Raw genomic sequence first — 23960 nt, forward strand, 5'->3', positions numbered from 1 at the left:
CGTGTTCAGCCATCCGGGTGACGTGAGATGGAAAAGCGTTCAGTAGTTGGAGCCCAGAATCGCGGTCGGAGTGACACCCGTCACTGTTCTGTACATTGCGATCATGGCCTTACGACCGCAGGAATGGAGCCTCGCGCGGCAGTTGTTCGCGCTCCAGATCGCGGTGGTGACCGTGGTGGTGGCGGCCGGGCTGGGAGCCGCGGTCGTGCAGGCCGAGCACTCGACCGAGGAGAACGCCGCCACCCGGGCCCTCGCGATCGCCCGCGGGGTGGCCGCGACCCCCGACGTGCGTGCCGCGCTGAGCCTGCCGGACCCGACCTCGGTGCTCCAAGCGGACGCCGAGGCCGTGCGCCGGGCGACCGGCACGGACTTCGTCGTCGTGATGAACACCGACGGCATCCGCTACAGCCACCCCGACACCACGCAGATCGGCGGCAAGTTCCTCGGACACATCGACGCGGGGCTGCGCGGCGAGGACCTCACCGAGACCTACACCGGCACGCTCGGGCCGTCCGTGCGCGCGGTGGTGCCCATCCGGGCCGACGGCCGGGTGCTGGGGCTGGTCTCGGTCGGCATCAAGCGCAGCGCGATCGACCGGAGCCTGCAGGGGCAGCTGCCGCTGCTCGCGCTGGCCGGCGGGCTGGCGCTGCTGGTCGCCGCGGGCGGCACCGGGCTGGTCACCCGGCGGCTGCGCCGCCAGACCCACGACCTGGGCCCGCGTGAGCTCAGCCGGATGTACGCCTACTACGACGCCGTGCTGCACGCCGTTCACGAGGGGTTGCTGCTGCTCGACGACAAGGGACGGGTCCAGCTCGTCAACGACGAGGCGCGGCGGCTGCTGGGCCTGCCCGCCGACGTGGTGGGCCTCCCGGTCGCCGACCTGCCGCTGGGCGCGTCGCTGAGCAAGGGGGAGGACCAGACCGACGAGCTGCACCTCACCGGGGACCGGGTCCTGGTCGTCAACCAGCGCAGGGCGGCCGGCGGCAGCGTCGTCACCCTGCGCGACCACACCGACCTGCAGGCGCTCACCGGCGAGCTGGACTCGGTCCGCGGGTTCGCCGAGTCGCTGCGCTCGGCCGCGCACGAGGCCGCGAACCGGCTGCACACGGTCGTCTCGCTGATCGGCCTGGGCCGGGTCACCGACGCGCTGGAGTTCGCGACCGGCGAGCTCGCGCTGAGCCAGCAGCTGGCCGACCGGGTGGTCGAGGCGGTGGAGGAGCCGGTGCTCGTCGCGCTGCTGCTCGGTAAGGTGGCGCAGGCCTCGGAGCGGGGCGTCGAGCTGGTGCTCGACCCGGAGGCAGCGGTGCCGCCCGGCGTCGCCGACCCGAGGGACCTGGTGACGATCGTCGGCAACCTGATCGACAACGCGGTGGACGCGGCGGTGGCCGCGCCGCCACCGCGCCGGGTCGAAGTGGCGGCCTGGGTGGTCGGGGAGGAGCTCGTGCTCGAGGTGGCCGATTCCGGTACCGGGCTGGACGCCGAGCAGGTCGAGCAGGCGTTCGCGCGGGGCTGGTCGACGAAGACCGACGAGCGGCTGATCGGCCGCGGGCTGGGGCTCGCGCTGGTCGGGCAGGCCGTGCACCGGCACGGCGGGACGATCGACGTCACCGGGGACGCCGGCGCGGTGTTCACGGTCCGGCTGCCGACGCGGGCCCGGGTCACCACGTCGTGATCAGGGTGCTCGTCGTCGAGGACGATCCGATCGCCGCCGACGCGCACGCGGCGTACGTGGAGCGGGTAGCGGGGTTCACGGTGGCCGGGAAGGCCCTCACGGCCGCCGACGCGCTGCGTGAGATGGGGCGTGCGCCGATCGACCTGGTGCTGCTCGACATGCACCTGCCGGACATGCACGGCCTGGACATCTGCCGCCGGATGCGCGCCCGCGGGCACCGCGCCGACGTCGTGGCCGTCACGTCCGCCCGGGACCTGAACACCGTGCGGGCGGCGGTCTCGCTCGGCATCGTCCAGTACCTGATCAAGCCGTTCGTGTTCGCCACGTTCGCGGAGAAGCTCGAGCAGTACGCCGCGTACCGGTCGAAGCTCGCCGGGGGTGGCGTGCTGAGCGGTCAGCACGAGGTGGACCGGGCGCTCGCGCTGCTGCACGGCCGCGGGCAGACCGGCCTGCCCAAGGGGATGAGCCCGGAGTCGCTGGACGCGGTGACGGCCGCGCTCCGGGCGGCCGACGTGCCGGTCTCGGCCAGCGAGATCGCCGAGGACCTGGGGATGTCACGGATCACCGCGCGCCGGTACCTGGAGCACCTCACCGACGCCGGGCTGGCGACCCGCGCGGCCCGCTACGGCCGCGCCGGTCGCCCCGAGCTCGAGTACACCTGGAACGCCTAGCCGAGCCAGTCCCGGAGGACGTCGGCGTTGTCCCGGCCGGGGCCGGGGGGAGCGGTGGGCGCGCCGGGTGACGTCCGGGAGAAGCGCGGTGCCGGGGCGGCCTGGGGTACGCCGTTCGGTTCGACGACCGTGCCGCGCGCGGCCACGTGCGGATGCGCGGGCGCCTCCGCGAACGTCAGCACCGGGGTGACGCACGCGTCGGTGCCGTCGAAGATCGCCGCCCACTCGTCCCGCGTCCGGGTGGCGAACGCCTCGGTGAAGCGCTTGCGCAGCTCCGGCCAGTTCGCGGGGTCGTCGCGGTCGGGCACGTCGATCGCCAGACCGGTCAGCAGCGCCGCGTAGAACTGTGGCTCGAGCGCGCCGACGGCCACGTACCGTCCGTCGCCGCACTCGTACGTGTCGTACCAGGGTGCGCCGCCGTCGAGCAGGTTGACGCCCCGCTCGTCGCTCCACACGCCCACGGCCCGGAACGACCAGAACATCTGGGAGAGCAGGGTCGCGCCGTCGACCATCGCGGCGTCGACGGTCTGGCCCCGGCCCGACTGCTGACGTTCGAACAACGCCGAGAGGATGCCGACGAGCAGCAGCATCGAGCCGCCGCCGAAGTCACCGACGTAGTTCAGCGGTGGCACCGGCCGCTCGCCGGGGCGGCCGATCGCGTGCAGCGCACCGGTCACCGAGATGTAGTTGATGTCGTGGCCGGCGGTGTGCGCCCACGGCCCGTCCTGGCCCCAGCCGGTCATCCGGGCGTAGACCAGCCGGGGGTTGACCGCGGCGCAGTCGTCCGGGCCGATGCCCAGGCGTTCGGTGACGCCCGGCCGGTAGCCCTCGAGCAGCACGTCGGCCTGCTCGATCAGGCGCAACAGCGTCGCTTTGTCCTCGGCGTCCTTCAGGTTCAGCGCGACCGAGCGGCGGTTGCGCAGCGTCTGGTCGGAGGCCTCGCCGCCCGACGCCGGTGGCCGGTCGACGCGGACGACGTCGGCGCCCAGGTCGGCGAGCACCATCGCGGCGTGCGGGCCCGGTCCGATGCCCGCCAGCTCGATGACCTTGAGACCGGTCAGCGGACCCATCAGCGGCCCTTCCAGACCGGAGCGCGCTTCTCGGCGAACGCGATCGAGCCCTCGCGGGCGTCCTCGGACGCCATCACCGGCCCGACGATCGCGCCCTGCTTCTGCCACAGCTCGGCGTCGGTCCAGTCCTGCGACTGGACGATCAGCTGCTTCGACGCGGCGACCGCGAGCGGGCCGTTGGCGGCGATCCGGGCCGCGAGCGCCTTGGCCCCTTCGAGCGCGCCTCCGGACGGCGTCAGCGAGTTGACCAGGCCGTACTTGTGCGCGTCGGCGGCGCTCAGCGGGTCACCGGTCAGCGCCAGCTCCATCGCGACGGCCGGCGGGATCCGGCGGGGGAGGCGCACCAGCCCGCCCGCGGCCGCGACCAGCCCGCGCTTCACCTCGGGGATGCCGAACTTCGCGTCCTCGGCGGCGACGATCAGGTCGCAGGCCAGCGCGACCTCGCAGCCGCCGGCCAGCGCCCAGCCTTCGACCGCGGCGATGACCGGCTTGCGGGGCGGCAGCGCCGTGATGCCCCCGAAGCCGCGCTTCTCGTCGCTCGGGTTCTCGCCGGCGACGAACGCCTTGAGGTCCATCCCGGCGCAGAACGAGCCGCCGGCACCGGTGATGATGCCCAGCGTCAGGTCGTCCCGTTCGTCCAGCTCGTCGAGCGCGGCCGAGATCCCGGCCGACACCGCGCCGTTTATCGCGTTCCGGGCCTTCGGACGGTTGATCGTGATGATCGATACGCCGTCGGCGTGTTCGACCTGCACCTCGTCGCTCACGTGAACAGCCTTCCGCCGTTGGATGCTTTCAGGCAACGTATCGGGAGTCGGCAGGCGCCGCCCGGGGATCCGGTCAGCTCTGACCGGAAACTCGTGAGAGAGCGGTCACAGCGCCCATTTACCGGGCAAACGGCGGGCTAGCGTGCGGGTCGTGACGCAGACGACCACGGGTGCGCCGACGATCCTCGACCTGTTCGCGCTGGACGAGCTCGAGCCCGGTCTCTACCGCGCCGGCACCGTCTTCGACGAGGACTTCCCGCTCTACGGCGGCCAGGTCGCGGCGCAGGCGCTGCGTGCCGCCGGGCTCACCGTCCCGGACGGCCGGTCGCCGCACTCGCTGCACGGCTACTTCCTGCGCGGCGGTGACGCCGGCCGCCCGACGGACTTCCGGGTCGAGCAGGACCGGGACGGGCGGTCGTACTCGGCCCGCCGGGTCGTCGCGGCGCAGGACGGCGAGGTCATCTTCACGATGTCGTGCTCGTTCCACGTGGTCGAGGACGGGGCCGACCGGGACGTGGTGCCCGCGCCCGACGTCCCGCACCCGTCGACGCTGCGAACCGGCCCGATGCCGCGGATGTTCTCGATGCTGGGCGCGTTGCCGCCCGCGCCCCACCCGGGCAGCGAGTGGCCGACGCGGTGGTGGGCCCGGTGCGTGGCCGACCTGCCCTCCGACGCGCTGACCCACGCCTGCGTGCTGACCTACCTGTCGGACATCTCGACCGGGTTGGCGCCGTACCACGACGAGAGCTCCTCGTCCGGGTCGAGCCTGGACCACGCGCTCTGGTTCCACCGCCCGATCCCGCTGGACGAGTGGGTGCTGATGGACCTGCAGGGGCACTCGACCGCGCACGGCCGCGGCTTCTACACCGGCACGATCCGATCGGCCGACGGTGTGCTGGGGGCGACGATCGCGCAGGAGGCCCTGTTCCGTTCCCGCGAACGCAGCATCTTCACCCGGTAGGGAACTTTATGCCCGAATAGTCCATTATTGGGGTGTGGAGACTTCTGGCTCACCTTCGCCCCTGGCCGGGCGGCGCGCGCTCATCACCGGTGGGAGCCGCGGGATCGGCCGGACGATCGCGCTCGCACTGGCCGACGCCGGCGCGGACGTCGCGATCACGTTCAACCGCGACACCGCCGCCGCCGCGACCACCGTCGACGAGATCACCGCGCGCGGCCGCGTCGGCCGGTCCTACCAGGGCTCGGTCGTGATCCCGGCCGACGTCGCCTGGCAGATGGAAGCGGCCGCCCGCGACCTGGGCGGACTCGACCTCGTGGTGAGCAACGCGGGCACCGCGGGCACCGGCGACCCGGTCGTCGAGACCGACCCGGCCGAGCTCGAGCGGATGCTGCGCGTGCACGCGTTCGGGCCGCACCACGTCGCCCACGCGGCCCTCCCGCACCTGCGCCGGAACAAACGCTCGGACCTGGTGTTCATCTCGAGCGTCGCGACCGACACCCACCCGGCCAACCGCGCCCCGCACTCGATGGGCAAGGCGGCGACCGAGGCGCTGGCCCACACCGTCGCGAAGGAGGAACGCAGCCGCGGTGTGCACGTGAACGTCGTCGCGCCCGGGCTGGTCGCGACCGACATGGGGCTGAACTTCGCCCGGCTCTCGGACATGGACCTGCGCGAACGCGAGGAGCGCTCGCCGTTCCGGCACATGTGCCAGCCCGAGGAGGTCGCCGAGGCCGTGCTGTTCCTGGTCACCGCGTCGTACGTGAACGACGTCCGCCTGGTGGTCGACGGCGGGACGTTCTGAGTTCGAGGGGCGGTAGTCCCGTCTGCCTAGGCTGGGGCGCATGACGCTGGGATTACCGCCCACGATCCGGGCTTGCCTGTTCGACCTGGACGGCGTGGTCACGCGCACCGCCGCGCAGCACGCCACGGCGTGGAAGACGATGTTCGACCGGTTCCTGGCCGACTACGCGCCCGATCAGCGGCCGTTCGGCATCGAGGACGACTACGTGCGTTACGTCGACGGCCGCAAGCGGCTGGACGGCACGCGCGCGTTCCTGGTGTCACGGGGGATCGACCTGCCGGAGGGGACGCCGGACGACACGCTCGCCGACCACACCGTGCTCGGGCTCTCGAACGCGAAGAACACGCTCGTGCTGCGGCTGATCGAGGACGAGGGCGTCGAGGTGTTCGACGACGCGGTGGCGTACGTCACCGCGCTGCGGGCGGCCGGCCTGCCCCGGGCGGTGGTCACGTCCAGCGCGAACGCCCAGCAGGTGCTCGAGGTGACCGGGCTGGCGCCGCTCTTCGACACGCGTGTCGACGCCGTGGTCGCGGCCGAGCGGGGCCTGGCCGGCAAGCCCTCCCCGGACACGTTCCTGGCCGGAGCCGACCTGCTCGGCGTCGCCCCGGGCGAGGCCGCGGTGTTCGAGGACGCGCTGTCCGGGGTCGAGGCGGGCCGCGCAGGCGGGTTCGGATTCGTCGTCGGCGTGGACCGGGTGGGCCAGGCCGCCGCGCTCACGGAGCACGGGGCCGACGTCGTCGTCACCGCGCTCACCGACCTGCAGGACCTCTCGTGATCGGGGACTCGCCGTTCGCGGTCGAGCCGTGGGCGGTGCGTGAGCCCTCGGTCGACCTCGACCGGCTCGGCGTCTCCGAATCGGTGTTCACGCTGTCCAACGGTCACATCGGCCTGCGCGGCAACCTCGACGAGGGCGAGCCGCACGGGCTGCCGGGCACGTACCTCAACTCGTTCTGCGAGCTGCGGCCGTTACCGTACGCCGAGGGCGGCTACGGCTACCCGGAGTCGGGGCAGGCCATCGTCAACGTCACTAACGGCAAGCTGATCCGGCTCCTGGTCGACGACGAGCCGCTCGACGTCCGCTACGGGCAGGTCGTCGAGCACGAGCGGGTCCTCGACTTCCGCACCGGCCTGCTCACCCGCGACCTGCACTGGGTCTCCCCGGCGGGCAAGGCGGTGCGGCTGCGCTCCGAGCGGCTGGTCTCGCTGGTGCAGCGCTCGATCGCGGCGATCAGCTACACGGTCACCGCGGGTGACGAGCCGGTCCAGCTCGTCCTGCAGTCCGAGCTGTTCGCGAACGAGGACCTGCCGGCGGCCGAGGACGACCCACGCATCGAGGCGGCGCTGGCCCGGCCGCTGGTGCCCGAGGTGCACACCGACAACACCACCGGTGCGACGCTGCTGCACAGCCTGCGCGGCACCGGCCTGCGGATGGCTGCGGCGACGGACCACGACGTCCACGGCCCGGCCGGCACCGAGACGCACTCGAGCTCGAGCGAGAACATCGGCCGCACCACGGTGATCTGCCGGCTGGCCCCCGGCCGCTCGCTGCGGATCGTCAAGTACCTGGCCTACGGCTGGTCGTCCCGGCGCTCGATGCCGGCGCTCAACGACCAGGTGCGCGCCGCGCTCACCGCGGCCCGCTACACCGGGTGGGACGGCCTGCTCGACGAGCAGCGCGCGTACCTCGACGAGTTCTGGGCCGGCGCGGACGTCGAGGTGGAAGGCGATCCGCAGCTGCAGCAGGCGGTGCGGTTCGGCCTGTTCCACGTGCTGCAGGCCGGGGCCCGCGCCGAGGGGCGCGCGATCCCGGCGAAGGGTCTCACCGGCCCGGGCTACGACGGCCACACGTTCTGGGACACCGAGACGTTCGTGCTGCCGATGCTCAGCCACACCGTGCCCGACGCCGCCGCGCACGCGCTGAGGTGGCGCCGCGAGACGCTGCCGCTGGCGCTCGAGCGGGCCCAGCAGCTCGGTTTCGAGGGCGCGGCGTTCCCGTGGCGCACGATCCGCGGCCAGGAGTGTTCCGGCTACTGGCCGGCCGGCACCGCCGCGCTGCACGTCAACGCCGACATCGCCGACGCCGTCCTGCGTCATGTCGGAGCGACCGGCGACGACGAGTTCGAGCGGACGGTCGGGCTCGAGCTGCTGACCGCGACCGCACGGCTCTGGCGCTCGGTCGGGCACCACGACGGCGACGGCGGGTTCCGCATCGACGGCGTCACCGGCCCCGACGAGTACAGCGCGATCGCCGACAACAACCTGTTCACCAACCTCATGGCGCAACGCAACCTCCGCGGCGCCGCCGACGTCTGCCGCCGCCATCCCGACGAGGCCGCGGAACTCGGCGTCGGCCACGAGGAGATCGCCTCCTGGCAGGACGCGGCCGACGCGATGGTGCTGCCGTTCGACGCCAAGCGCGGGGTGCACGCGCAGTCGGAGAACTTCACCGAGCACGCGCTCTGGGACTTCGGCGGGACGCCACCGGAGAAGTACCCGCTGCTGCTGCACTTCCCCTACCTCGACCTGTACCGCAAGCAGGTCGTGAAGCAGGCCGACCTGGTGCTCGCGATGCAGCTCTGCCCGGAGGCGTTCTCGCCCGAGCAGAAGCAGCGCAACTTCGCCTACTACGAGCAGATCACCGTGCGTGACTCGTCGCTCTCGGCCGCGACCCAAGGCGTGCTGGCCGCCGAGACCGGCCACCTCGGGCTGGCCTACGAGTACCTCTGCGAGACCGGCATGCTCGACCTGCACGACCTGGCCGGCAACACCGAGCACGGGCTGCACCTCGCGGCGCTGTCCGGGGTGTGGTCCGGTGTCGTCGCCGGGTTCGGCGGCCTGCGTCACCTCGCGGCGGGCCTGTCGTTCGCGCCCCGGCTCCCGGAGGAGCTCAGCCGGATCGCGTTCATGATCCGGTGGCGCGGGCGTCGGCTCCGGGTGGAGGTGCACCCGGGGGAGGCCCGCTACCGCTTGATCGACGGGGCCGATCTGGAGCTGTTGCACCACGGCGAGCGGCTGACCGTGGGTAAGGCCGAGGTCACGGCCGGAATCCCGGCGTTCGGCCCGGTCGAACCGGTGCGGCAGCCGGTCGGCCGGGAGCCGCTGGTCCGGCGTCTGCGTGCCGGCGGTTCGTCCTAAAAGGCGCGAGACCGCGTGCCGCGCGCGATAACTGATCCGCGAGCGGGATACTGTGCCGTGTGTCTGGCTCTCGTGAGGATTCGGCGTTACGCCCGGCTGGGTCCGGGCCGCTGCTCGGCGTCGACCTGGGGCTGACGAACACCGTCGCGCTGCTCCGGCGTCCCGACGGCCGGAGCAGCCCGCTGCTCTTCGACGGTGAGCCGGTGCTGCCCTCGGGCGTGTTGCTCGACGCCGACGGGACGGTCCGGGTGGGCCGGGACGCCGAGCGCGCCGCCGCCTCCGATCCCGACCACTTCGAGCCCGCGCCGCGGCGACACATCACCGAGCAGAAGTTCCGCCTCGGTGAGCGCGACACCACGCCGACCGATCTGCTGGCCGGGGTCCTGACCGCGGTGGCGAAGTCGGCCGAGGCCACGCTCGGCACGGTGCCGCCCGCCGCGCTGACCTATCCGGTCCGGTGGGCGGCGGCCGAACAGCAGACGCTGCGCGAGGCCGCCGGGCACGCCGGGTTCGCCGACGTCACGCTGATCCCCGAGCCGGTCGCCGCGGTGGCCGCGGTCGGCGCGTCGATGGCGGTCGAACGCCGCCTCGTGGTCGTCGACGTCGGAGCGCGCGGCTTCGACGTCTCGGTGCTGGCCCCGTCGTCGGGGCGGCTCGCGGTCGTGGCCGTCGGCGGTGACCCCACGGTCGGCGGACGCCGGATCGACGCGGCGATCGCGGCCCACCTCGCAGCGGCCGCCGGTCGCCAGCGGCGCGAGATCTGGCGGGCGATCGACCGCCCCCGCACCCTCGACCAGCGCCGCGCGCAGCGGGAGTTCTGGGCCGACGTCCGCGCGGCCAAGGAAGCGCTCGACGAGGCCGAGTTCGTGCCGGTCTCGGTGCCGGGCACCGCCGACATCGTGCCGCTGACCCGGGCCGACCTGGAGCGCTTCGCCCGGCCGGTGGCCGACCGGGTGGCCCGGGTGACCGCGCGGGTGCTGCGCGAGGCGCAGGTGACGCCGGAGGAACTCGACGCGATCGTCCTGGTGGGTGGCTCGGCGCCGTTGCCCACGCTGTGGGTGACGCTGCGCGACACGCTGGGCATCGAGCCGGTCCAGCCCGACCCGCCCGCGTTCGCGATGGCCGGTGGGGCGCTCGGCCGGCTCGCCGCGGACCTCGCGCTGCCGGTCGGTACCCGGCCGGCCGCCGGTGGAGCGGCGATGGGCGTTCCGCGGCCACCCCGGGTGGTGGCGCCGCCTCGACTGCCGGTGGCCGGGGGTGCGTTCACCCGGGTCGCCCGGGCCGCCGCCCGCCTGGTGCGGCGCCCGGTCGCCGAGATCAGCGCGCCACCGCGCCGGGCCGCGTTACCCGCCCCGCGCCAGCCCGAGGACGGTCTGCCCGGCCTGGCCGCGCTCCCGGCCCTGCGCCCGATCCCGGAGGTACCGGACCAACGCCGCGCCCCGCTGCACTCGGCCGCGCACCGCGATCCGTCCCAGCCCTACGAGCGCGCGGCGCTGGCCTGGACCCGCTTCGGCTGGTTCCTGGTCCTGCTGGCGATCGTCGCCGTACTGGCCGTCGCCGGGTTCGTCCTTGTTCTTTAGCCGCGCCGGCGGCGTCGTAGTGACCTGGAGCCCGCTGAGAGCGGCGCGGCAGTCCAGCGCGCCGACGCCGCTCTCAGCGGGCCGCCCACCTAGGCCGGGGCGTCGGCCAGGGGCCAGCCGCCGGCCGCCAGGTGGGCGGAGACGCGGGCCACGTCCTCTTCGGACGCCTGGTCGAGCGTCGCCTCGTTGATCAGCTTCTCCACGTCGGCCGTGGTGATCTCCTCGCCCTGCAGGGCGAGGAGCGCGAGGTCGTCGGCGATCGAGCGGACCTCGTGCTCGGTCAGCTTGCGCCGGAGCAGACCCAGCAGCGCCACGTAGTCCTGGCGCGGGACACCGGACGGGTAGCCGGCGCGGAGCCACTCCACGGCGCGGGCGACGAAGTTGGAGCGCGGTTCGCTCATCGTCAGTCCTTGTTCTGGATGGTGGGGTAGACGTGCTCGAAGCTCAGTTCCTTGCCGAACCCGTACGCGACGATGTACGTGATCCCCAGAACCACGGCGAGTAGTACGAGCGCGAAGCAGAGGATCCCGACGACCCGGCCGGCGGGGTGCGGCGCGGACGCGGTGTCCACCTCGGCCGAGCCGCCCTGGCCCCAGGCCATCGTCCGGATGCCGAACGCGAACAGCGTCGGTAGGCCGGCGCCGAGCACGAGGCCGATGAGCAGGACTTTCCAGGCCGCCTCGAAGGCGAGCGTCACGTTGTTCACGATGTCCCTCAGACCGTCTCGGTGGCGCGATCGGCGGGCCGGTCCGCGCCGTCCCACTCGTCGTTGACGTTGCCCGCGTGCACCGGCTTCTGCCGCGACCGGTGGTACATGTATCCGGCCGCCGCGACGAGCAGCGCGAAGACGACGATCGCGCCGAACAGACCGCCGCCGAGGACGTCACCGATGTACCAGAGCAGCGCGCCGACGATCGCCGCGCTCGGCAGCGTGATGACCCAGGCCGTCACCATGCGGCCGGCGACCTTCCAGCGGACCTCCGCGCCCCGCTTCCCGATGCCGGTTCCGAGGATGGAGCCGGTCGCCACGTGCGTGGTCGACAGTGCGAAACCGAGGTGGCTCGAGGTCAGGATGACCGCGGCCGACGCGCTCTCGGCCGCCATGCCCTGCGGGGGAGCGATCTCGACCAGGCCCTTGCCGAGCGTCCGGATGATCCGCCAGCCACCGAGGTAGGTGCCGAGGGCGATCGCGAGCGCACAGCAGGCCTTCACCCAGAACGGGATGTTCTCGGTGTCGGTCCAGTGGCCGCTGGCGATGAGCGCGAGCGTGATGACGCCCATCGTCTTCTGGGCGTCGTTGGTGCCGTGCGCGAGCGAGACGAGCGACGCGGAACCGATCTGGCCCCAGCGGAACCCGGTGTTCGTGTAGCGCTCGGCGACGCCCCGGACGACCGCGTAGATCAGCCACGTCCCGGCCGCGGCGATCAGACACGCGATCACCGGCGACAACAACGCGGGCAGGATCACTTTCCCGACGACGCCGTCGAGCTTGCTGCCGTCGCCGTTCCAGTTGACGCCGCTGAAGCCCAGACCGGCGATCGTGGCCCCGACCAGGCCGCCGAACAATGCGTGCGACGAGCTGGACGGCAGGCCGAGCAGCCAGGTCAGCAGGTTCCAGATGATGCCGCCGGCCAGACCGGCCAGCACGATGAACAGGAGCGCCTGGCCGCCGTCGGCGACGAGCGCGTCCTTGGGTGTTCCGTCCTTGTTCTGGATCTTCACCACGGCGTTGGTGACCGTGAGGGCGACCTCCACGGACAGGAACGCGCCGATGAGGTTGAGGATCCCGGATAAGGCGACTGCGGTCTTGGGCTGCAGCGCCTTGGTGGCGATGGACGTGGCCATCGCGTTCGCGGTGTCGTGGAACCCGTTGGTGAAGTCGAAGGCCAACGCCGTGACCACGACTAGCACGAGAATGACGGTTGCGGCTGTCACGCTTTCAGGGTGCGCGTGCCAACCATGCCCGAAAAGCATCGGGAGCGAAGTTCGCCGGAAATTCACCTTCGGTCGGGAACCCCGCGAGGGACGGTCACGGGCTCCGCGCCTCCCGCGCGGAGCCCGTGACCGCGTCTCAGCGGGGGCTGCCTCTCAGCGGTGGCGGACGCCCTCGGTGCGGTTCCCGTCCTCCACCCCGACGCCCCCGGCGACCTCGGTGAGCGGGGTGACCTCGTCGGGGTCGCGGTCGGCCCGGGCCAGGTCGACGGTGGTTCGCAGCTCGACCTTCGGCAGCGCGACCGCGGCCAGCACCCCCACCACCGCGATCCCGGCGGCGATCAGGAAGATGTGGCCGGTGGCGTCGCCGTAGGCCGCGCGCACGATCTCCTGGAAAGCCGGCGGCAGGGACTTGAGGTCCAGCGTGCTGGTGTCGCCACCGGCGCTCGCCGGCACGCCGGCCGCACGCAGGTGGGCGGTGATGTCGGTGGTGACCTTGTTCGCGAGCACCGCGCCGAGCACCGAGACGCCGATCGTGCCGCCGAGCGAGCGGAAGAACGTGATCGCGCCGCTGGCCGCGCCGAGGTCGGAGAGCGCCACGGTGTTCTGGACCACCAGCACCAGGTTCTGCATCGACATGCCGACGCCGGTACCGACCAGGAACATGCCGACGCCGACCAGCCACAGACTGGTGAGGTGGTCGATCGTCCCGAGCACGCCGAATCCGGCGACCAGCACGATCGTGCCGCCGACGATGTACGGCTTGATCGTGCCGGTCGCCGTGATCAGCCGCCCGGAGATCGTCGAGGAGAGCAGGACGCCGGCCATCATCGGGATCGTCAGCAGCCCGGCCTCGGTCGGGCTGTAGCCGCGGCCGATCTGGAAGTACTGACCGAGGAAGACCGCGCCGCCGAACATCGCCATGCCGACCGAGAGGCTGGCGACGATCGCGAGCGCCGGGGTGCGCTGGGCGATGACGCGCAGCGGCACCACGGGTTCCTTCACCCGGCTCTCCACCCAGGTGGCGAACGCCAGCACGAGCACGCCGCCGCCGACCATCGCCGCGGTCGGCCAGGACACCCAGGCGAACGTGTCGCCGACGAACGTCACCCAGATCAGCAGGATGCTCACGCCACCGGCGATCAGGATCGCGCCCGGGTAGTCGATCGAGACACCCGCACGCTTCACGACCGCCAGGTACAGCGTCCGCTGCAGGACGACGAGCGCGACGATCGCGATCGGCACCCCGATGAAGAAGCACCAGCGCCAGCCGAGCCACGAGGTGTCGACGATCAGGCCGCCCAGCAGCGGGCCGCCGACCGTGGCCAGCGCCATCACGCCGCCGAGGTAGCCGTTGTACCGGCCGCGCTCGCGGGGCGGGATCATCGCGGCCATCACGACCTGCACCAGCGCCTGCAGACCACCCATGCCGAGGCCCTGGAAGGCGCGCGCGGCGATCAGTTCGCCGGCGTTCTGCGCGAAACCGCAGATGACCGAGCCGACCAGGAAGATCCCGATCGCGATCTGGACCAGCAGCTTCTTGCTGAACAGGTCGGCGAGCTTGCCCCAGATCGGCGTCGTCGCGGTGGCCGCGAGCAGGCTGGCGGTCACCACCCAGGTGTACTGCGACTGGCTGCCGTCGAGCGCGCCGATGATCGTCGGCAGCGCGGTGGAGACCACGGTGGCGCTGGTCATCGCGACGAAGAGGACCAGCAGGAGGCCGGAGAGCGCCTCCAGCGTCTGGCGGTGCGTCATGGCCTCGCCGGAGGCCGATCGTGGTGCGGTCTGCGCGGTCATCGGCGCGCGCCCTCCGAACTGATTGCTTGACTGATGCAACCGGAGAATACTGCCCAGTGTGCAACTTTGCACATCGGGAAAAACGCTAGGCTGACCGGCGTGGACGGACTGCGTGAGCGGAAGAAGACGGCGGCGCGCCAGGCGTTGCACGAGGCCGCGGTCCGGCTCGCGCTCGAGCAGGGTCTGGACCGGGTCACGACCGAGGCCATCGCGGACGCCGCCGAACTCTCGCGCCGCACGTTCTCGAACTACTTCCCGAGCAAGGAGGACGCGATCCTGCACGGCGACGTCGAGCGGCTCCGGGAGTGGCTCGACGCGCTCCGGGAGCGACCGCGCGCCGAGCCGCCGTGGTGCGCGCTGCGGGAGAGCCTGCGCGCGCTGTACGGGCAGTGGGCCGACCCGAACCTGGCCCGCGCGACCGCGATGCGCGCGCTGCGTCAGCACCCGTCGCTCGTCGCCCGCCAGTCGGTCATCTACGGGGCGTTCGAGCGTGACGTCGCCCGGGTGCTCCAGGAGCGGTCCGGAACCGACACCCCGGACGCGCGCCGGGCCACCCGCGTGCTGGCCGCCGCGTTCCTCGCCGGGCTGCGCGTCGCCACCGCGCTCTGGATCGAGGAACCCGAGGTCCGCGCGCTGATCCCGACGATCGACGAGGTACTAGACCAGGTGGGCGCCTCGTTCCGGTAAATTACCGTGTTGTTGCTTTCAACAACCAAAGCTTTCGGGGGGCGCGCACCGTGGTGGACGAGATGCTGCGAGCGCCCGCGGACGCGCCGGCGACACCCCGCTTCATCGTCCCCGTGCTCGCCAGCGGCGGCCTGGTCGCCGCGATCATGCAGACGATCGTCGTCCCGCTGATCCCGAGCCTGCCGACCCTGCTCGACGCCGCGCCCGACGACGCGTCCTGGGTACTCACCGCCACGCTGCTCGCCGGGGCCGTGGCGACGCCGGTCGCCGGCCGGATGGGCGACATGTTCGGCAAGCGCCGGATGATGATCGTCTCGCTCGGGCTGCTCGTCGTCGGCGCGGTGTGCTCGGCGCTCAGCGGTTCGCTCGCGCTGATGGTCGTCGGCCGGGTGCTGCAGGGCGCCGGAGCGGGCGCGATCCCGCTCGGCATCAGCCTGATGAAAGACATCCTCCCGGCCGACCGGCAAGGCTCGGCGATCGCGTTCATGAGTTCGACGATGGGCACCGGCGCGGCGATCGGCCTGCCGGCGTCCGCGCTCGTCGCCGAGAACGCCGACTGGCACCTGCTGTTCTGGGGCGCGGGAGCGGTCGGCGCGCTGGCGCTGGTCGCGGTCGTCGCCGTCGTCCCGGAGTCGGGCCTGCGGGCCGGCGGCCGGTTCGACGTGGTCGGCGCCGCCGGGCTCGCGGTGTGGCTGACCGGCCTGCTGCTCGTCATCTCCAAGGGCAACACCTGGGGCTGGACCAGCCCGGCCGTGGTGGGCCCCGCCGCCGTCGCCGCGGTGGTGGCGCCGCTGTGGGCAATGTTCGAGCTGCGCCGGAAGGCTCCGCTCGTCGATCTGCGGACGACCGTGCGCCGGCCGGTGCTGGTGACCAACTGCGCGTCGGTGCTGATCGGCTTCGCGATGTACGGCAGCGTGATGATCCTGCCGCAACTGCTGCAGGCACCGCGCGGCACCGGCTTCGGGCTCGGTCAGTCGATGCTCGCCGCCGGGCTCTGCATGGCGCCCAGCGGTCTGGTGATGCTGTTCGCGTCGCCGCTCTCGGCCCGGCTGACCGCGGCCCGCGGCGCGCGGACGACGCTGCTGGTCGGGGCCACCGTGCTCGGGTCCGCGTTCGCGGCCGCGTCGTTCCTCATGCACGCGGTCTGGCAGATCGTGCTCATCGCGATCGTCACCGGCCTCGGCATCGCGCTCGCCTACGCCGCCATGCCGACGCTGATCATGCAGAACGTCCCGGTGGGGGAGACCGCGGCGGCGAACGGGCTCAACACGCTGATGCGATCGCTGGGAACGTCGATGTCCAGCGCGATCATGGCGGTGCTGCTCGCCGACGCGTTCGTCACCACCGGCGGCGGCGCGCTGCCGACCGGTCTGGGCGCGTTCCGCCTCGCCTACACGGTCGCGGCGGCCGCGGCGCTCACCGGTGCCCTGCTCTGCCTGCTCCTGCCCCGCGAGCGCCGCTAGTCACCACCTGCGCGTGAAGCCCTGGTCGGTGCCGTCGACGACCGATCGGGTGAAGCGCTGGACCTCCCGGCCGGTCGGCGTCGTGATCGAGACGACGTCCCGATCGGTCGTGACCTCGGGTGGCCCGGCGGGGTCGAGGGAGAGCAGCACCAGGAACGCGGGGCCGGGGAAGTCGGGGCCCGGCCGGCCGGTGAACCCGAGCACCACGTAGGCGACTCCCTCGGCGTCCCGGAGCTCGACCACGACGATCGCGGCCTCCGGCACCGGCCCGTCGGCCGCCCCGACCTGCTTCGGCGTCGGCTGCAGGTAGCGGACGGGGAAGCGGTGCGTGTCGATCGACAGGCGGTTCGCTCCGGCGACGGCCGTTCCCTCGGCGAAGTGCGCGACCAGCTGCTCGGCCACCAGCGGCGTGACCGAGAAGGACCCGTCCTCGCCCACCCGCAGCGGCACCCGCCAGTCGCCGTTCCGGAAATCCACGTCCCGGACCGTCGCGGGCACCACCGCCGGCGCAAGGTCTCGAGCGCGGCCCGCACCGCCCGCCACCGCTCCCGCTCGGCGAGCTCGTCGACGAAGTCCGGTTCGGGAAGCGGATTCGGCAGCCGGGCCAGCGCCGCGGCGTGCCGACGCCGGGACCGGGCGGTGTTGCGCACGACGTTCGTCGCGATCCCGAGCAACCAGGGCAGCAGCGTGCCGCCGGCCGCGTCGATCCGCTCGCGGCAGCGCCAGGCCTCGGGGAGCGTCAGCGAGACCGTGTCCTCGGCCGCGGACCAGTCACCGTCACGCCCCTGTTCTGTCCACAGCGGAAGCGGAGTTCCCGCCTATTTCGTCGGGCGAACGCCGGCCCAGCGGACGAGCGTGCCGGACAACACGGGTGGCCCCGGTGGACCGGACGACGCCTCGGCGAGCAGCGACCCGTCGTCGGGATCGAACAGGATCACCTGACGGCCCAGCGTCAACGCCCAGCCGGAGCGCCCGGCGGTGTCGGCGACGCCGGTCCGCACGGTCACGCCCGGCACGGACGCCGCGGCCCGGTACAGCCACGTCCGGGTCCGCTCCGGCACCAGGCCGCCGACCCGCAGCAGCGCGCGGACCGCCGCGAACGCGTCGCCCGGGGTGCGGTGGCGAACCAGCTCCGCGGGCGCCGTCCGGACCGGACCGTCCTGCAGCGCGAGGAGACCGGTGAGGGACGGGTGGGCGATCACGCGCTCGACGGTCGCCGGTTTCCGGGCGTCCGGGGCCGGCACCAGCGGCTCGGTGGTGCGCAGCCCGTCCGCGTCGAGGACCGCACCGCGCTGGGTGCCGCCCTCCGAGAGCCAGGTCTCCGCCGACGGCGTCCGGACGTACACGAACTGGTCGGGGGAGTACGAGCGGGCGGTCGGCGGCACGGTCGCGTCGAGGTGGTCGAGCCGGGCCCGGAGCTCCGCCACGGTGGTGGCCGGCGACGGCGGTTCCCGCACGATCGTTCCGGCCAGCGCCGCGCCCAGCACGGTCACCGCCAGCGCGCCGGCGGCGAAGGCCGGCGCCAGGAGCCGCGGGCGGGCCACCGGCTCGCGCCGGAACTCCCGCAGGAGCGCCGCCCGCCGCCCGTCGGCGTCCGGTAGGTCGAGATCGGTGGTCACCGGGTCACCCGCTCGGCCGGAACCGTGACGTCACGCAAGCGGGCGCGCGCCCGGGAGAGCCGGGACCGCACGGTGCCCACCGGGATCCCGAGCGCCTCGGCCGCCGCCGCGTAGTCCAGCGAGGCGTACACGCACAGCGCGAACACCTCCCGTTCCGGCCGACGCAACCGCGCCAGCGCCTCCTGGGCGGAGCGCGCGGAGGCCAGGACGTCGACCCGGTCGGCGACGTCGTCGGCGAAGTCGGGTTCGTCGTGCGGCATCGGTAACCGGCCCAGCGCGGCCGCGTGCCGGCGCCGGGCCCGCGCGGTGTTGCGGGCGACGTTCGTCGCGATGCCCAGCAGCCACGGCACCAGCGAATCCCCGTCGGGCCGCACCCGCGAGCGGCACCGCCACGCCTCGAGGAACGTCAGCGAGACCGCGTCCTCGGCCGCGGACCAGTCGCCGAGCAGCCGGTACGCGTGGTTGTAGACGCGGCGGGCGGCCGTGTCGAACAGTTCGCCGAACGCGGCGGGGTCACCGGCGCGAACGCGGCTCCGCAGTGAAGTGGTCACACCGGTGTCCTGTCCACAGCGGTCACCCAGGTTCCCCGGGCTCACGGCTTCGGCTCGAAGCCGACGCCGTTGCGGACCGACCGGCGGACCGGAGCTCCCGGCCGCTCGGCGACCGACAGCGTGTCCCCGGACGCGCTGACGACCGGGCCGGGCCCACCGGTCACGATCAGCACGATCGACTGCGGCCCCGGGAACAGCGGCCCGGGTTGTCCGCTGAACGCGATGATCGCGTACTGGGTCGGCGCGCCCGCGCGGGTCATCCGCAGGACGACGACCGCGGTCTCGGCCGCGTCACCGCCGGTGGCGTCCGGCCCCACCTGGGCGGCGGTGGGCCGCACGTAGACGATCGCCGGGTCCAGCGTCAGCCGCAGCGGGTTCTTCCCGCCCGGCGGCACCAGCGCGACGCCGTCCCGGAACTTCCCGACCGGCCCGCCCGACCCCGAGTCGACACCCGCGATGACCTTCTCCGGGTCGTCGACGTTCAGCGGCAGCTCGTACTCGAGGTTGGCGAAGTCGAGGTCACGCACCGAGGCGGCCGGATCCCAGCTCTCCTTCGGCAGCGAGACGTCCGGCACGCTGCGCCGGGGCTCCGGACGGTAGACGACGAGCGGACCGCCCACCTCGTGCGTGAGCCCCGAGCGCAGGATCGCCGGCGCCGCTTCGTCGTCGGACCCGGCCTGGGAGAGCAGCGCGCCGGTGGTCGGGTCGAGCACGATCCGCTGCCGCTTCCCGTCGGCGGTCAGCGTGAGCGCGACGCCTCTGCGCCCGGCGACGTCGGCCTCGTCGCGGTCGTAGCGCACGCCGGGAACCAGCGCGGCGGCGTGGTAGAGCCAGGTCCGCACCTGGCCGTCCATGTGCCCGCCCACCCGCAGCATCCGGCGCAGCCGCGCGAACACCGCGGCGTCCGAGTCGTCGCCCTGCTTCGCGGTGGCTTTCCGGATCTCGGCGATCAGCGCCAGCGGCCCGTTCTCGGCGATGCCGACGCCGCCACCCAGCCGGTAGTACGTGGGGTCGGCCGCGATCACGGGCAGCGTGAAGACCGGGCCCGACGGTTTCCTCGCGCCGCTGGGCGACTCGGTCGTCGTCCCGCCGCGCGTGGTGACCACCGGGCCGTCGCCGTCGACCGGGAACCATTCCTCCTGGGTCACGAGCGCACCGCTCGGAGTCCGGACCCGGGACTGCGTGTAGATGTAGTCCGCAGGCCCGAACCCCGGGTTGCGGTACCGCCGGCCGACCTCGTCGGCGCGCGCCAGCACCGCGTCGAGATCGGGGTCCCGCAGCACCGGGGCGGCCGGGCGCACCGCCGGTGACCCGGTGGTCGGCGCCGTGTCGTTCCGGTCGACGACCTGGGTGACGACGCCGGTGAGCGCCACTGTGGCGGCCAGCGCTCCGGCCGCCAACGCCGGCACGAGCACCCGACGGCGGCGGCCCGCTGTTCGACCGGGCGCCCGGTCGAACTCGCGGAGCAGCGCACCGCGCCGCGCGTCGGCCGCGGGTAGCAGAGCCTCGGGAAGGGGTGACGGATCCTGCGGGGAAGTGCTCACGTCCTGTCCTGTCCGCGGCGCCCGGACAGGTTCCCGCTAGCTGCTCCGGTGGGAGGAAAGGTAGTCGGTGAAGCGCTCGTCGACCTGCCCGGGGGTCAGGCCGAAGTCGTCGAGCGTGTAGCGGTGCGCGGGTTTCCGGTCCCCGGTGCGGCTCTCCTCGTGCAGCGCGGCCATCGCGGCGCGGGCGGCGTCGGTGAGGTCGAGACCGAAGTGGCCGTAGACGCGCTCCGCGGTGCCGACCGGGTCGGCGACGAACTCCGAGTACTCGACGTCGCAGAATTGCGCCGGGTCGTACTTCGCCCGGTCGGCGCGGAACCGGTCGAGGCCGCGGGACCACAGGTCGAGCTGGTCGCGCCCGACCACGTCGCCGGTGAAGCGCGTCGACCACCCGGCGGTGGCCGCCTGCGCGAGGCTGCACACCGACGCCATCGCGGTGCGCGGTGCGCGGTGGGTCTGGATCACCAGCGCGTCGGGGTACGCGGCGAACAGCGCGTCGAGCGCGAAGAGGTGGCTGGGGTTCTTGAGCACCCAGCGTTTCCCGGCGTCCGGCAGGCCGATCAGCTGCAGGTTGTGCCGGTGCCGGGCGTACGCCGACACCCAGTCGCGCTCGGCCAGCCAGGCCGAGTACCGGGGCAGGTGCGCGAGGCACTCGAACGACACCGACTCCATCGACTGGCGGAGCAGCTGCCAGCACTCCTCGACCTGGTCGGCCGACATGTAGTGCAACCCCATGAACTCGGGGTGCTCGACGTGGTGCTGCGCGAACGCGCCCTGGATGCGCTGGTAGAGCGGGTCGGCGTCCCAGGCCTCGCGCGGGGGCCGGGGCTGCGGGGCCTCGGTGAGCCACATCTCGAGGCCCTGGTGGGCCGGGTCGGCGGTGAGGAGCCGGTGGAGCGCGGTGGTACCGGTCCGGGGCAGCCCGGTGACGAAGATCGGACGCTCGACCGGCACCCGGGCGTACTCCGGGTGCTGCTTCCACGCGAACTCCGACAGCAGCCGGGCCACCAGCGCGCCCCGCAGGAACGCCCGTTTCACCGCGTTACCGAGCGGCGTGAGGGCGGCGTCCGCGGCGTAGGACTCCAGCAGGACGGCGAGGCCCTCGCGGTAGTCGTCGTCGCCGAAGTCGTCGAGCCCGGTGATCTTGGTGGCCGAGGCGTGCAGATCCTCGACCGTGCCGACTTTGTCCCGTCCGGCCATCAGTGGTGCCACTCCCCGCAGTTGACGTCCAGGCACTGACCGGTGATGCCGCTGGCCATCGAGGAGGCCAGGAACACCACCGCGTCGGCGATCTCGTCGGGTTCGGGCAGCCGGCGCAGGTCGAGGTCGGCCGCGGTCTCGTCGTACACCTCCTTCGACGTCACCCCGCGCTCGCCGGCGAGGTAGTCGAAGTACCACTTGAGGTTGTCGGCCCAGATGTAGCCGGGCGCGACCGAGTTGACCCGGACCCCCTGCGGCCCGACCTCGGTGGCCAGGTTCTGAGCCAGCGCGAGCAGCGCGGCTTTGGCCATCTTGTAGGGGCCGAACGTCAGCCGGGAGTGGCGGAGCACCGCCGAGTTGATGAAGACGACCGCGCCCGCGCTGTCCTGCAGCGCTGGGAGGAACCGCCGGGTGAGCGCGAGCGCGGCCAGCACGTTGGTCTCGAAGCCGCGCCGGATGCCGTCCGGGTCGACGTCGGACAATTTTTCCAGCGGCGGGATCGCGAACGCGTTGTTGATCAGCGCGTCGACCCGCCCGAACGCCGTCAACGCACCCTCGGCGAGGGCCTCGACGTCGTCGTCCTTGCGGATGTCGGTGCGGAACGTGACCGCGCGCCGCCCGAGGGCGGTGACCTCCTTGGCCACCTCGGCCAGGCGGGCCTCGGTGCGCGCGGCCAGCACGACGTCGGCGCCGGCGGCCGCGCTGCGCACCGCGATCGAGCGCCCCAGCCCCGGGCCGACGCCCGAGACCACGACGACCTTGTCCTGCAACAGGCCGCTCATCCGAGCATCCGGCGGTTCACGGCTGCCTGCCTTCCGGCGATCCGCGCGGCCCACGCCTCGGGCGTGATCCGCTGCTCCTGGTGGTACGGGACCCGATCGGCGAGCTCGCTCACCGGCACCAGCTCCACGGTGGGACCGTCCGCCGCGGTCATCGCGCGGGCCACCCGCTGCCAGCGCAGCTGCACGAACCCGCGGTCGTGCCCGGTGCGCTCGATCCAGTTCGTCAGCCCCGGGTCCTGCTCGCTGATCACGAACCGGATCAGCCCGTCGGGGTCGGCTTTCGCCTGGTCGGTGGTGAGGCTCGTCTGGTGGTTCTGGTAGTCGAGCGAGATGTACCAGCGGCTGCCGAGCTGCAGGCCCTGGTACGGCGCGTCCGACTTCGGCACGGTCACCACCATCGCGACGTCGTCGGGCAGCTCGTAGTGCCCGGCCGACGAGTACTGGGTGGACAACCCGCCGGGCGTGAGGCGGGGCTCGGTGAGCGTGTTCACCGGCAGCTTCAGGTAGAACCACTCAGGGAACTGCAGCCAGGTGCGTAACCGCGAGAGCAGCATCTTGCCGGCCACCGCGTAGCGCTTCTCCAGCTGCGCCGCGGTCGGCGGCGTCGGCGCCCCGCCCGCGGTGTCGACCCGGTGGATGCGGATCTCCCCGCGCGTCTCGGTGGCCCAGTCGCTGTAGACCTCGCGCACCGCGAGCATCGTCGCGCCCGGCGCCAGCGTCACGTAGTTCTTCCGCGCGGCGCCCGGCCCGAACCGCACCTCGAACGTGCCGTCCGCGGCCACGTCGATCGACCGGTCGTCGAACGCGGACGGGCTGTCGGGCACCTCGGCCGGTGAGTAGTCGCCGGAGAGCACCTGGAAACTCAGGTCCCGCGTGGTGCCCCGGCGCCCGGTGACCACGTACTCCGCCTCGGGGCGCAGGTGCGCGTTGAAGTAGAGCGTGTCGGGGTTGTCCAGCGCCATCTTCGTGTACGGCCCGGTGGACTGGGTGAAGAACGGGAACTCGCGCTCGTACGCCCACGCCATGTGCAGCGAGGCCTTGATGCTGCCGGCGAGGTAGTCGTAGCCCTCGAGCAGATCCTGCTCGGTCTTCACGTGCGGGGCGTCGGCGATGATCTTCTCGGCTTCGACGATGGCGTCGGCGAACGGCTGAGTGAACGCCGTCGCGCGCAAGAACTGGTTCTCGTTATCAGTCAACGGTGGCCCACCGGTTCGCCGTGATGCGGAACTTCGGGAGGTCGTCGAGCGAGAGCGTCGCCTCGTACGTGCGGTCGTAGCCGGTGCGGCTGATCCGCCAGGCGCCGTCGGTGTCGCGCGCGTACTCGTCCTGGTAGAACGCCGCGCCCTGGATCACGATCCGGTACTCCGGCGCGATGATCAGGTCGGTGAACGCCCACCGCCCGGTCGCGGTATCGCCGTTCACCTCGATCTCCGGCTGCCCGGCCGCGTGAACGCTGATCAGCCCCGGGCCGAGGTTCTCCTTCATGAACGTGATGATCGCGGCGCGGCCGGTCAGCAGTAACCGATCGCCCATCGCCGGCGTGCCGTAGTCGGCCACCGCGTCCACGGTCAGCGTGTCGGCTAGGTCGTCCCACGCTTTCTGGTCGACGCTGCGCAGGTAGCGGTACTTCAGCCGGCGGATGTCCTCCAGCGTGAGCAGGTGTTCCAGCGTGCGGCTCTCCATCCACACAGCCTGCCGCGTCCTGGCCTCCGACACAAGAACCTGTTCTAATT

Annotated in this window: 23 protein-coding genes and 1 pseudogene; 9 read left to right on the forward strand and 15 right to left on the reverse strand. The window is 72.8% G+C overall.

Annotated elements, in window-relative coordinates; genetic code table 11:
• Positions 1 to 103: 103 nt before the first annotated feature.
• Together CRYAR_RS12915 and CRYAR_RS12920 are read left to right on the forward strand one after the other, a co-directional pair.
• Entirely contained in the window at positions 104 to 1672 is a 1569-nt protein-coding gene (locus tag CRYAR_RS12915) for a sensor histidine kinase (RefSeq protein ID WP_035850854.1), read from the forward strand.
• A complete protein-coding gene (locus CRYAR_RS12920; protein WP_035850856.1) occupies positions 1669 to 2343 on the forward strand; it encodes a response regulator in 675 nt (224 codons plus the stop codon). Before CRYAR_RS12915 ends, CRYAR_RS12920 begins: the two co-directional genes overlap by 4 nt.
• Here the strand turns inward: CRYAR_RS12920 and CRYAR_RS12925 are convergent.
• Together CRYAR_RS12925 and CRYAR_RS12930 are read right to left on the reverse strand one after the other, a co-directional pair.
• On the reverse strand, positions 2340 to 3416 hold the full coding sequence (locus CRYAR_RS12925; protein ID WP_035862102.1) for a CoA transferase: 1077 nt from the start codon (positions 3414 to 3416) through the stop codon (positions 2340 to 2342). The genes CRYAR_RS12920 and CRYAR_RS12925 overlap by 4 nt on opposite strands.
• Positions 3413 to 4177, reverse strand: coding sequence for a crotonase/enoyl-CoA hydratase family protein (locus CRYAR_RS12930; protein ID WP_035850859.1), 765 nt, complete (start codon positions 4175 to 4177; stop codon positions 3413 to 3415). Before CRYAR_RS12930 ends, CRYAR_RS12925 begins: the two co-directional genes overlap by 4 nt.
• A gap of 142 nt (positions 4178 to 4319) precedes the next feature.
• On the opposite strand from CRYAR_RS12930, the gene CRYAR_RS12935 reads away from it, so the two are divergent.
• The 5 genes from CRYAR_RS12935 to CRYAR_RS12955 are packed head-to-tail and all read left to right on the forward strand — an operon-like array spanning position 4320 to position 10655.
• Positions 4320 to 5138: an acyl-CoA thioesterase gene (locus CRYAR_RS12935; protein ID WP_035850862.1), complete on the forward strand. Its 819-nt coding sequence runs from the start codon at positions 4320 to 4322 to the stop codon at positions 5136 to 5138.
• Between the two features lie 34 nt (positions 5139 to 5172).
• Positions 5173 to 5940, forward strand: coding sequence for an SDR family NAD(P)-dependent oxidoreductase (locus CRYAR_RS12940; RefSeq protein WP_035850864.1), 768 nt, complete (start codon positions 5173 to 5175; stop codon positions 5938 to 5940).
• A 40-nt stretch (positions 5941 to 5980) separates the two neighbouring features.
• The gene (locus tag CRYAR_RS12945) at positions 5981 to 6715 is read left to right on the forward strand and encodes an HAD family hydrolase (protein WP_035850867.1); all 735 of its coding nucleotides are present in this window, start codon (positions 5981 to 5983) and stop codon (positions 6713 to 6715) included.
• Entirely contained in the window at positions 6712 to 9075 is a 2364-nt protein-coding gene (locus tag CRYAR_RS12950; RefSeq protein WP_035850870.1) for a glycoside hydrolase family 65 protein, read from the forward strand. The genes CRYAR_RS12945 and CRYAR_RS12950 overlap by 4 nt, the downstream gene beginning before the upstream one ends.
• A 59-nt stretch (positions 9076 to 9134) precedes the next feature.
• Positions 9135 to 10655 (forward strand): Hsp70 family protein, encoded by a 1521-nt coding sequence (locus tag CRYAR_RS12955; protein WP_051570098.1) that lies wholly within the window; start codon positions 9135 to 9137, stop codon positions 10653 to 10655.
• 89 nt (positions 10656 to 10744) lie between these two features.
• Here CRYAR_RS12955 and CRYAR_RS12960 read toward each other — a convergent pair whose 3' ends face one another.
• From CRYAR_RS12960 to CRYAR_RS12975, 4 genes are all read right to left on the reverse strand, one after another.
• Entirely contained in the window at positions 10745 to 11056 is a 312-nt protein-coding gene (locus CRYAR_RS12960; protein WP_035850872.1) for a DUF3349 domain-containing protein, read from the reverse strand.
• 2 nt (positions 11057 to 11058) lie between these two features.
• Positions 11059 to 11361, reverse strand: coding sequence for a hypothetical protein (locus CRYAR_RS12965; RefSeq protein WP_035850875.1), 303 nt, complete (start codon positions 11359 to 11361; stop codon positions 11059 to 11061).
• An 8-nt stretch (positions 11362 to 11369) separates the two neighbouring features.
• Positions 11370 to 12590 (reverse strand): inorganic phosphate transporter, encoded by a 1221-nt coding sequence (locus CRYAR_RS12970; RefSeq protein ID WP_035850877.1) that lies wholly within the window; start codon positions 12588 to 12590, stop codon positions 11370 to 11372.
• A 153-nt stretch (positions 12591 to 12743) separates the two neighbouring features.
• Positions 12744 to 14384: an MDR family MFS transporter gene (locus CRYAR_RS12975; RefSeq protein WP_084700423.1), complete on the reverse strand. Its 1641-nt coding sequence runs from the start codon at positions 14382 to 14384 to the stop codon at positions 12744 to 12746.
• A gap of 99 nt (positions 14385 to 14483) precedes the next feature.
• Between CRYAR_RS12975 and CRYAR_RS12980 the strand changes: the two genes are divergently transcribed.
• Both CRYAR_RS12980 and CRYAR_RS12985 read left to right on the forward strand, forming a co-directional pair.
• Complete coding sequence (locus CRYAR_RS12980; protein ID WP_211247421.1) at positions 14484 to 15071, forward strand: TetR/AcrR family transcriptional regulator; 588 nt, start codon at positions 14484 to 14486, stop codon at positions 15069 to 15071.
• A 62-nt stretch (positions 15072 to 15133) separates the two neighbouring features.
• On the forward strand, positions 15134 to 16534 hold the full coding sequence (locus CRYAR_RS12985; protein WP_035862112.1) for an MFS transporter: 1401 nt from the start codon (positions 15134 to 15136) through the stop codon (positions 16532 to 16534).
• On the opposite strand, the gene CRYAR_RS49540 is transcribed toward CRYAR_RS12985, so the two are convergent.
• The 9 genes and pseudogenes from CRYAR_RS49540 to CRYAR_RS13025 form a co-directional block, all read right to left on the reverse strand.
• Complete coding sequence (locus CRYAR_RS49540) at positions 16535 to 17011, reverse strand: hypothetical protein (protein WP_245620448.1); 477 nt, start codon at positions 17009 to 17011, stop codon at positions 16535 to 16537.
• A 155-nt stretch (positions 17012 to 17166) separates the two neighbouring features.
• Positions 17167 to 17334, reverse strand: a pseudogene (locus CRYAR_RS50670) (sigma factor); the annotation flags it as partial.
• Between the two features lie 18 nt (positions 17335 to 17352).
• A complete protein-coding gene (locus CRYAR_RS12995) occupies positions 17353 to 18153 on the reverse strand; it encodes a hypothetical protein (RefSeq protein ID WP_035850882.1) in 801 nt (266 codons plus the stop codon).
• On the reverse strand, positions 18150 to 18704 hold the full coding sequence (locus tag CRYAR_RS13000) for an RNA polymerase sigma factor (protein ID WP_051570100.1): 555 nt from the start codon (positions 18702 to 18704) through the stop codon (positions 18150 to 18152). The genes CRYAR_RS12995 and CRYAR_RS13000 overlap by 4 nt, the downstream gene beginning before the upstream one ends.
• Before the next feature lie 41 nt (positions 18705 to 18745).
• Entirely contained in the window at positions 18746 to 20248 is a 1503-nt protein-coding gene (locus CRYAR_RS13005) for a CU044_5270 family protein (RefSeq protein WP_157017622.1), read from the reverse strand.
• Between the two features lie 36 nt (positions 20249 to 20284).
• Entirely contained in the window at positions 20285 to 21448 is a 1164-nt protein-coding gene (locus tag CRYAR_RS13010) for a sulfotransferase (protein ID WP_035862117.1), read from the reverse strand.
• Complete coding sequence (locus tag CRYAR_RS13015; protein WP_035850887.1) at positions 21445 to 22227, reverse strand: SDR family oxidoreductase; 783 nt, start codon at positions 22225 to 22227, stop codon at positions 21445 to 21447. The genes CRYAR_RS13010 and CRYAR_RS13015 overlap by 4 nt, the downstream gene beginning before the upstream one ends.
• On the reverse strand, positions 22224 to 23423 hold the full coding sequence (locus CRYAR_RS13020) for a hypothetical protein (protein ID WP_051570101.1): 1200 nt from the start codon (positions 23421 to 23423) through the stop codon (positions 22224 to 22226). The genes CRYAR_RS13015 and CRYAR_RS13020 overlap by 4 nt, the downstream gene beginning before the upstream one ends.
• The gene (locus CRYAR_RS13025; RefSeq protein ID WP_035850892.1) at positions 23416 to 23910 is read right to left on the reverse strand and encodes a nuclear transport factor 2 family protein; all 495 of its coding nucleotides are present in this window, start codon (positions 23908 to 23910) and stop codon (positions 23416 to 23418) included. Before CRYAR_RS13025 ends, CRYAR_RS13020 begins: the two co-directional genes overlap by 8 nt.
• Between the last annotated feature and the right edge of the window lie 50 nt (positions 23911 to 23960).

It is taken from the genome of Cryptosporangium arvum DSM 44712 (genome assembly GCF_000585375.1).
Taxonomy (GTDB): Bacteria; Actinomycetota; Actinomycetes; order Mycobacteriales; family Cryptosporangiaceae; genus Cryptosporangium; species Cryptosporangium arvum.